Raw genomic sequence first — 8,505 nt, forward strand, 5'->3', positions numbered from 1 at the left:
GCCCACGCCTCCCCCGCCCCGGCCTGTCGCGGTCGCGGGCCCGGGCCCGGTGCCCCAGCCGGCGGCGGGCCCGTCCGCGGCGGAGGTCGCGGAGCTGCGCAACCTGCGCGCCAAGGTGGCGGAGCTGCAGAGCGCACTGGAGGACTCGCGCGGACAGGCAACGCAGGCCGAGGAGCGCGTGCAGTCGCTGGAGTCCGAGCTCCAGGCGAAGACGACGGAGCTGGAGACGTCGCGCTCCAACGTCGGCAAGAACGACAAGGACACCTTCGCGCTGCGCGACACCGTCAACAAGCGCGACAAGGAGATCCTGCGCCTCAAGTCGGAGCTGAACCAGAAGGACCAGGAGATCATCGAGCTGAAGGATCAGCACCTGGAGCTGGAGCAGAAGGCCAGCACCTCCGACGAGGAGCTGTCGCGCCGCGACGCGCAGATCAAGACGCTCACCAGCCGCACCGAGCAGCTCACCACGGAGCGCAAGCGCGTGGATCAGCAGCTGGCCACTTCCAAGGAGGAGGCGCGCGGCGCCACCGCGAAGCTGGGCACGCTCCAGGCGGAGCTGGATCAGCACCAGGCCCAGGCCCAGGCGCTCCAGGGTGAGGTGGAAGGACTGCGGGCCCAGGCGGCCCAGCAGGACGCGGACCTCCAGGCGGCGCGCGAGGAGGCCGAGGGGCTGCGCTCGCAGGTGGAAGCCGCGCAGCAGGAGGCGGAAGGCCTGCGCGCCCAGTTGGAGCAGTCCCAGGCGGACCTGTCCGCCCAGACGGCCCAGGCGGCCGCCGACGCCGACGCGCTGCGCGCCCGCATCACCGAGCTGGAGCAGGCGGCGGTGCGCAACGAGGAGCGCGTGACAAAGCTCTACGCGCGCATCAAGGGCGACGAGAAGCTGCGCGAGAAGACGAAGAAGGCGCTCGCCATCGCCCAGCAGCTCCTGGACGAGCCCGGCACCTCCGTGGGCGACGACGCCGACGAGGAAGCCGCCGCCTAGCGTCCGTCGTTCCCAGGCCGCGTGAGCGAGGGGACGGCGCGGGACGACCGCCCTCCCCCTTCCGGCAGCCTGTCACGGTCCCTGGAGCGAAGCCGGGCGCGCGACGCCCGGCAGTCCGCCCGGACCGTCAGTGACCGCCACCCTCCTTCTTGGGGGCGGTCTTCTTCTCATGCAGCTTCTTGGCGAAGGACTGCACGGCGGCGGGCACGTTCTTGTCGCGCGCCAGGTCCTTCAGCTCCGTGTCGCGCAGCGTGTTGAGGAACTTCATGGTGACGGTGAGCGGCACCTTGGGGTTCTTCACCAGCGCGAGCTTCACCTTCTGCATCTTCGTCCACTCGCGGTTGTTGTAGATGACGCGCAGCACGTCGTCGTTGATGGCGCGGTTGGCGGCGCACGCGAGCACCTCGCCGTCGGTGATGCGGGGGCTGCGGATGACGGCGGTGCAGACGAGCTTGTTCGTGTCGCGGATGAGGTTGGTGCGCGCTTCCTTGTTGCCCAGCGTCGCCAGCTTGATCTTCTCCGCGATGGACATCTTCATGATGCGCTGCGCGAGCGTCTGACGTTTGCCCTCCTCCATCGGGGCTTCGTCCTCCTGCTGCGCCGCCGGCCCCAGCTCCTGAAGGACCTCTTCCGCCGTGGGGCCCGGATCCGGAGGGGCCGCGGCGGCCTGGGGGCCGTAGATGCGCACCCGGGCGGCCTGCATCGCCGGCACGTCCGCCAGGATGAGCCCGCTTCGCACCGCGAAGTCGCAGATGCTGTCCACGAGCGACGCCGGGGCGCCCGGGTTGAGGCACAGGTTGCGGACGATGTCCTCGTGGCGCAGCAGTCGCAGCTGGTTCTGCGAGATGATCTCCGCCACTTTCGGGCTGCACGTGGAGGCCACGCCCGCGACGGCGTCGTCCGGCGTCTCCGAGTTGAGGACGAGCATCTCCGCGTAGGCTTCCTTGTCCTTCAGGAGGCCCAGGAAGTAGCCCAGCACGGGCGGCGGCACGCCCTCGTCGCGCAGCGCGGAGCCGAGGATGCGGTCCGGCAGCGTGGCGCACGTCTTGGCGGCCGTCTCGCGCACGTTCGCTTCCGGATCGAACGTGAGCATGAAGAGCGCGCCCAGCATGTCCGCCGGATTCAGGGGCACGAGCGACTTGGCGGCCATCATCCGCAGCGGCACGGGGGCGTTGGGGTCCACGTGCTTGCGCAGGTTGGGCGGCAGGAACTCGGCGTTGAAGGGGCAGCCCGGAGGCGGGGCCGGGATGGTGGGATCCGGAGCGAGGCTCATGAGGCGTGATTCCTTCCGTAGATGATGCGCAGCCCCTCCAGGGTGAGGAACTCATCCACTTCCTGGATGGCCTTCGATTCGCTGGCCACCAGCGGGGCGAGGCCCCCGGTGGCCACCACTTTCGCGGTGAAACCCATCTCCGCCTCCATCCGCGCGCACAGGCCGTCCACCATGCTCACGTAGCCATAGACGAGCCCGGATTGCATGGAGTGCACGGTGTTGCGGCCCACCACGTGCGGCGGCCGCGCGAACTCCACGCGCGGCAGCTTGGAGGCGTTCTGGAACAGGGCCTCCATGGAGATGTTGATGCCAGGGCAGATGGCGCCGCCCAGGTACTCGCCCCGGGGCGTCACCGCGTCCAGCGTCGTCGCGGTACCGAAGTCCACCACGATGAGGCCCTTGTGGTGCTTCTCGTAGGCGGCCACCGCGTTGACGATGCGGTCCGCGCCCACCTCGCGCGGGTTGTCGTAGAGGATGGGCATGCCCGTCTTCACGCCCGGGCCGACGAACATGGGGCGCGTCTTGAAGTAGCGCTCGCTCATCTTCTCCAGGCTGAACTGGAGCGGCGGCACCACGCTGGACACGGCCACGGCGGACACCTGCGCCGCGTCGATGCCGCTCCACGTGAAGAGCTGGCGCACGAGGATGCCGTACTCGTCCGCGCTGCGCCGGGCGCTCGTCTCCAGGCGCCAGTGATCCAACAGCCGCTTGCCCTCGTACACGCCGAGCACGGTGTTGGTGTTGCCGACGTCGATGGCCAGGAGCATCACGTGCGCCAGTCTACCGCGAAGCCCGTGAATCAGCCGCGTCCTTGAGGGCGCACCTGTCCCTGGGGGCGCAACTGCTCGACGTCGCCCGCGAGCACCCGCTCCAGGCGGCCGTCCGCCGTGCGCACCATCAGGGCGCCCGTGGGGTCGATGTCCTCCGCGAACCCCTCCCAGTCCCCCCGGTCGGTGCGCACCCGGACCTGCTGCCCCAGGGTGCTCGACAGGGCCTTCCAGCGGGTGCGCACCGCGTCGAAGCCGGTGGCCAGGTACGTGTCCAGCCAGACCTCCAGCCGCGCCCACAGGGCCGCCGTGAAGGCCGCGCGGGCCACCGGCCGTCCCAGTGCCTGGGACAGCGACGTGGCGGTGTCCCGCAGCTCCTCCGGGAAGTGCTCCGGGCCCGCGTTGAGGTTGACGCCCACGCCCACGATGACGAAGTGCACGCGCTCCGGTTCAGCGGACAGCTCCGTGAGGATGCCCGCCACCTTCCGGCCGCCCAGCTGCACGTCGTTGGGCCACTTGATGGCCGCGTCGGGGCTGGACTCGCGCAGCGTCTCCGCCAGGGCCACGGCGGCCACCAGCGTGAGCTCCGGCGCGCGCTGCGGCGGCAATTCCGGGCGGAGGATGGCGGAGAAGTACAGGTTGAGGCCGGGCGGGGACACCCAGGCGCGGCCCCGGCGCCCCTTGCCCGCCGTCTGCTGCTCGGCCACCACCACGGTGCCGTGCGGGGCGCCGTCCTGGGCCAGCCGGAAGGCCGTCGCGTTGGTGGAGCCGATGCTGTCGTGGTGGTGCAGCACGCGGCCCATCGCGCGGGTGGTGAGCAGCGGATGGACCTCCAGCGCGGAGAGCCGGTCCGGCCGGCCCGTCAGCCGGTAGCCCTTCGCGGGCACCGCTTCGATGCGGTAGCCCTTCAGCCGCAGGGACTCCACGTGCTTCCACACGGCGGTGCGCGACAGGCCCAGCCGGTTCGACAGGGCCTCACCGGAGATGAAGCCCTCCCCTCCCTCGGAGAGGAAGCCCAGGATGCGCGCGTCCTGCGACAGCTCGTTCGTCTCCACGGCCATGCGCGGGCGCTTCAGTTCGCGGCGGGCGGCGGGGTCGCGGCGGCGCCGGAGGAGCCCACCTTGAAGGACACCAGCTCCAGCTCCGTCTGGGGCACGCGCTTGCCGTCCTGCTCCGTGGCCACGTCCACGCGCACCAGCCCCACGCCCGCGGCGAAGGTCATCGTGTTGACGAGCGTCGTCTTCGCGTCCACCCGGTTGCGGCCCTCCACGCTCACGCAGTTGGGGAACGAACCTGCGGGCGCCTGGCACGCGAAGCCCACCTGCACCAGCTGGTAGCGCTCCGTGGACGACACGGACACCACGTTGTTCCACCCGCGCCCGGCCTCCAGCGGTCCGCGCAGCAGGTAGCGCTTGGGGTCGCGCAGGCCGTAGGCGTCCACCGTGAGCTGCCCGCCCTGGTTGTCCAGGAAGTACCCGTCCTGCTCCTTCACGATCTCCACCGTGACGGGCTTGTCGTCCCGCTTGTCCAGCCGGTACGTCCACTGGTTGCCCACCGCCAGCGGGTAGTACTCGGCGATGGATTCGGTTGCGGGGCGCGTGTCCGACTCGACGCGCTTCGCGCATCCAGAGCCCACGAGCGTGGTGGCCAGGAGGGCGATGCCCCCCACCGTCGACAGCGATTGCCTCATACTCAAGGGTCCGCGTGGCCCTGGCCACGCGCCTCCACCGTTGCGTGGTTGCGTGATGCGTAGAGTGTGTCGAGCGCCTGCTGCGCCGCGGCCTGCACCGACGGCGTGTCGTGGCCCTGGGCCACCGTGTACAGGTACGCCTCCGCCTCCGGGCCGCCAATCTCGCCCACCGCGAAGACGATCTCCTGCAGGAAGCCGGAGTCGCGGCCCCGCGCCAGGTCGATGAGGGCCGGCACCGCGCTCTTCGCCTTCATCTCCGCCAGCGTCCCGATGGTGCGGCGCACCGCGTCCGCGTCGCTGGTGTCCTTCAGGCGTTCAATCAACAGGGGCGCGGCGGCCGGGTGCTTGCGCTCGGCCAGGGTGCGCAGGGCGAACTCGCGGATGCGCGCGTCATTGGCGCGCAGGTCCGTCACCAGCGCCTCGTCCGTGCGCTCCAGCGCGGAGAGCTGCAGCAGCGCCGACTCCGTCACCTGCCGCAGCACGTTCTCCAGCGCGGCGCGCATGGCGGCCCGGCGGCCCTCCGCCGAGTCCTCCTGCACCTGCGCCTCGCCCAGCCCCACCACCTCGTAGCGCTGGGGCACGGCGCCGCCGAACCGCTCCAGGGACAGGTTGGCGCCCACCTCCGCGAAGCTGTGGGGGTTGCCGTCCTTCAGCACCTCGCGGGTGAAGGGCAGGTCCAGGGACATGCGCCAGGGGCGGACCTTCTTCGGCTCCTCGTCGCCCACCAGCTCGAAGCGACCGGAGCCCTCCAGCGCGTCGGAGAACAGCTCCCGCACCCCGTCCGGACCGAAGCCCAGGAGCGCGTTGTCCCGCACGGTGTCCCCGGACAGCTCCACTGGCGCCACCGGATGGCGCGGGGCCTGCGAGCGGCAGGCCCCGAGTAACAGCACGCAGGAGGTGAGCAGCAGGGCCGGCTTCATGGCCCCCTTACGCTAACACTCCCGCGTCCACCGCACCCGATTCCGTGAGGGCGGCTAGCCCTCTTTGCCCTCGGGCGGAGTCCCCGGCTCGGACGACACCGGTGCCTCGTGCACCTCGCGGGCCTCGCGGATCTCCACGGGCTCGCTCGGGGACACAGCCGCCTCGGCGGCGGGCGTCGCGGACGCCTCGCCGGACGCTTCATCCGCAGGCGTCAACGCAGGGCTCGCGCCCGGCGTCACGGCATCGGACGCTGCCCGCGCGGCTTCGGCCCGGGCCCGCGCCGCATCGGCGGACTCCGGCGTCGGCTCGGCCTTCACGGCTTCGCCCGCGTGCCACGCGTTGCCTTCGCTCGGCGCGGTGACGGCTGCTTCCCCGTGGGACGGGCCAGGGGCCGCGTCGGCGACGACGGGCAGCGCCTCACCCGCGAGCGCCACCAGCCCTTCGCCTCCGACACTTCCACCGGCGGAAGGCGCGGCGATCCCACCCGAGGCGGCGACCTCCTCACCGGTCGAGCCTGGCGCGGGAGCGCCGGCCTCGCCCGTGGGCGAGCCGTCCGCTCCGCGCGTGCCACGGCCGCGACGGCCCCGGCGGCGACGGCGGCGGCGCTTGCGCTCGGAAGCGGAGGCGTCGGAAGCACCACCCTCGGCGCCCTCCTTGGCTCCACCCACGAAGGCGCTGGCGGCCTCCAGGTCCTCGTCCCCGTCCTCGTCATCCCCTTCGTCGGAGTCGTCCTCTTCCGACGTCGTGGGCGTGAACCCGGCGGCGGCCGGCGGCGCGGCGGCCACCGGTGAGGCCTTGGGCTCGGGCGTTTCGGCTCCACCCTGCGCGGCGGCCGCGTCGCGGGCCTCGTTGCGCGCACGCTGACGGTCGCGACGGCGCTCGGCACGCTCCTGCCGGTCGCCCCGCTCGGGACGCTCCTCGCGCTCCGGCCGGTCCGCGGCGGGAGTCGTCGCGGTGGCGGACACCTCCACCTCGCCGCCCTCCTCGCGGGCCTGCTTCTCGCTCTTGCGCTCCTCGCGGCGGCGCTGGGCCTCCTCGGCGTCCAGCTTCGCGGCCTCGAAGAAGCGCTCGTCGATGTCGTACAGCTCCACCTGGGTGACGTTGACGGCCGTCCTGGCCTCCAGGAACTTCTCACCCAGCGCGTCGCCGCACCACAGCATCACCAGCGAGCCCGTGGCCTGCGCCTCGGAGCGCGCGTCGCCGCGCACTTCACCCGCGCTCACCAGCAGGCCCACCTGCGCCGAGTAGTGGCCCAGGTCGCGCCGCAATTCCTGCACCGTCTTGCGGTCCACGCCCGGCGTGCCCTTGAGCATGCGCACCGCGTAGCGCAGCTCCACGCTGCCCTCGCGCTTGCGCGCGGTGAGCAGGGGGCCTTCCTTGGAGCGCTTGGCGACCTTCAGCTCGCGGAAGCCCAGCCCGTGCATCATCTTCACCACGGACTTCTCGAAGGTGCCCACGTCCGCGTCGCCCAGGCGCTTGCGCAGCCCGCGCGCCACCGCCCGACGCGCGTCCTTGAGGGCCGTGCGCGCGGTGGTGATGAGGGCCTCGTCCACCAGGGGTTCCACACCCGCGGCGGGCTTGCCCAGCACCGGGCGGCCTCCCTCCAGCGGGATGCCCAGGGCCTGCGCGAACGCCGCCTGGAGCTCCAGGGGCGGCGCCTCGCTCGGCGCACCCGCGCGCTCCAGCGACACCTCACCCGTCTCCTGGTTGAAGGCGTACTGGGGGCGGCGGCCCGCGTCGATGCGGCGCTGGTTGTCCTCCAGCAGGGCGGTGAGCACCGCCTCCACCGTCGTCTCCTCGGCGCACAGCTCCTTGGAGCGAGCGCGCTCGATGAGCTGATCCGTGCGCAGGCCGACTTCCGCCTCGCTGAGGATTTCGAACACCACCTCTGGCAGCGGCGGGAAGCGCTTCCTGCGACCCCGCTCCTCGTCGCCCTCGTCGCGGCGGCGCTTGCGTTCCGTGCCACGCCCCGACGCGCGCACGTTGTCCGTGCGCGGCTCCGGGTGACGTTCCACCGGCCGCAGGGGAGGAAGCTCCTCCTCCGGATGCGGCTCCATCACGCCCGTCTGTGCAAGTGCCTCGGCATCCTCGGAGAGTGACCAATCCGTCAGGGCGAAGGTATCCTTCGCCGTGACAATCACCTTGCGATCCCGCGTCCGCCGCGCCATGGCAGCCAGACGCGACAGCATCGTCACTTCCGGTGTCTTGCCGATGTGGGACAGCAGGCTCAGCTGGATGGACTTCTCCGTGATCTCAAGGAAATGCAGGGGGCGACCTTCGCTCTCCAGCACTCGGAGCGCGGCCTCGTAAAATGTCATCGAGTAATCCCCAAGAATTCCGAACGGTTACAAAAATGTAGGTCCGTATGGGCGGCGGATGCTAGCCACCGCTAAACTGGCTTGTCAACGAACGTAAATGACCCGGATACGCATCGGACAGCGTTGGAAGCGCGAACCGTCAGCCTCCCCGCTCGATTCCATCGCGCTGGAACTGGACGGAGTGAACCTGTTGTCCGGGGCCGTGGAAGAGCCCCTGGCGGAGGTCATTCCCGCTCTGGTGGAGGCCGTGGCGGCCCTGCACGTCGGCGCCCGCCGGATGGCCCAGGTTTCGTTGACGGATGCGCATCTGGAACTGGTGCTCCGGCGCGTCGGGCCGGACATCGAACTTTCTGTCGCGAGCCTTGCCCGGCCCGCTCACCTCCTGCGTCCCCCTATCAAGGTTGACACCGAGGAGTTGACAAAAGCGACCCGCCAGAGCGGTCAGCGCTTCCTCCAGGACGTGGCGAAGGTCGCCCCCAAGGCCCTGTCCCCCGCGGTCGCCCGGAAGCTGGGCGAGGCGCTCAAGGGCCTGGGCAAGCCCGCTCCCCACCAGG

The 8,505-nt window shown here is 71.3% G+C and carries 6 protein-coding genes and 2 pseudogenes; 2 read left to right on the forward strand and 6 right to left on the reverse strand.

The annotated features are described in order from the left end of the window. Positions 1-982 (forward strand): annotated as a pseudogene (locus D7Y13_RS33670) (response regulator); the annotation flags it as partial. A gap of 127 nt (positions 983-1,109) precedes the next feature. On the opposite strand, the gene D7Y13_RS33675 reads toward D7Y13_RS33670, so the two are convergent. The 6 genes from D7Y13_RS33675 to D7Y13_RS33700 are packed head-to-tail and all read right to left on the reverse strand — an operon-like array spanning position 1,110 to position 7,951. After that, positions 1,110-2,255: a hypothetical protein gene (locus tag D7Y13_RS33675; protein ID WP_120536558.1), complete on the reverse strand. Its 1,146-nt coding sequence runs from the start codon at positions 2,253-2,255 to the stop codon at positions 1,110-1,112. Then, positions 2,252-3,022, reverse strand: coding sequence for a type III pantothenate kinase (locus D7Y13_RS33680; protein ID WP_120536559.1), 771 nt, complete (start codon positions 3,020-3,022; stop codon positions 2,252-2,254). The genes D7Y13_RS33675 and D7Y13_RS33680 overlap by 4 nt, the downstream gene beginning before the upstream one ends. 32 nt (positions 3,023-3,054) lie before the next feature. Continuing rightward, entirely contained in the window at positions 3,055-4,083 is a 1,029-nt protein-coding gene (locus D7Y13_RS33685; protein ID WP_120585265.1) for a biotin--[acetyl-CoA-carboxylase] ligase, read from the reverse strand. Between the two features lie 11 nt (positions 4,084-4,094). Continuing rightward, the gene (locus D7Y13_RS33690; RefSeq protein ID WP_120585266.1) at positions 4,095-4,712 is read right to left on the reverse strand and encodes a hypothetical protein; all 618 of its coding nucleotides are present in this window, start codon (positions 4,710-4,712) and stop codon (positions 4,095-4,097) included. Positions 4,713-4,714: 2 nt separating this feature from the next. Further along, on the reverse strand, positions 4,715-5,632 hold the full coding sequence (locus tag D7Y13_RS33695; RefSeq protein WP_120585267.1) for a HEAT repeat domain-containing protein: 918 nt from the start codon (positions 5,630-5,632) through the stop codon (positions 4,715-4,717). 54 nt (positions 5,633-5,686) lie between these two features. Beyond that, on the reverse strand, positions 5,687-7,951 hold the full coding sequence (locus tag D7Y13_RS33700) for an HTH domain-containing protein (protein ID WP_120585268.1): 2,265 nt from the start codon (positions 7,949-7,951) through the stop codon (positions 5,687-5,689). 181 nt (positions 7,952-8,132) lie between these two features. Here D7Y13_RS33700 and D7Y13_RS33705 point away from each other — a divergent pair. Next, a pseudogene (locus tag D7Y13_RS33705) lies at positions 8,133-8,505 on the forward strand (outer membrane protein assembly factor BamB family protein); the annotation flags it as partial.

It is taken from the genome of Corallococcus praedator (assembly GCF_003612125.1).
GTDB classification, from domain to species: Bacteria; Myxococcota; Myxococcia; order Myxococcales; family Myxococcaceae; genus Corallococcus; species Corallococcus praedator.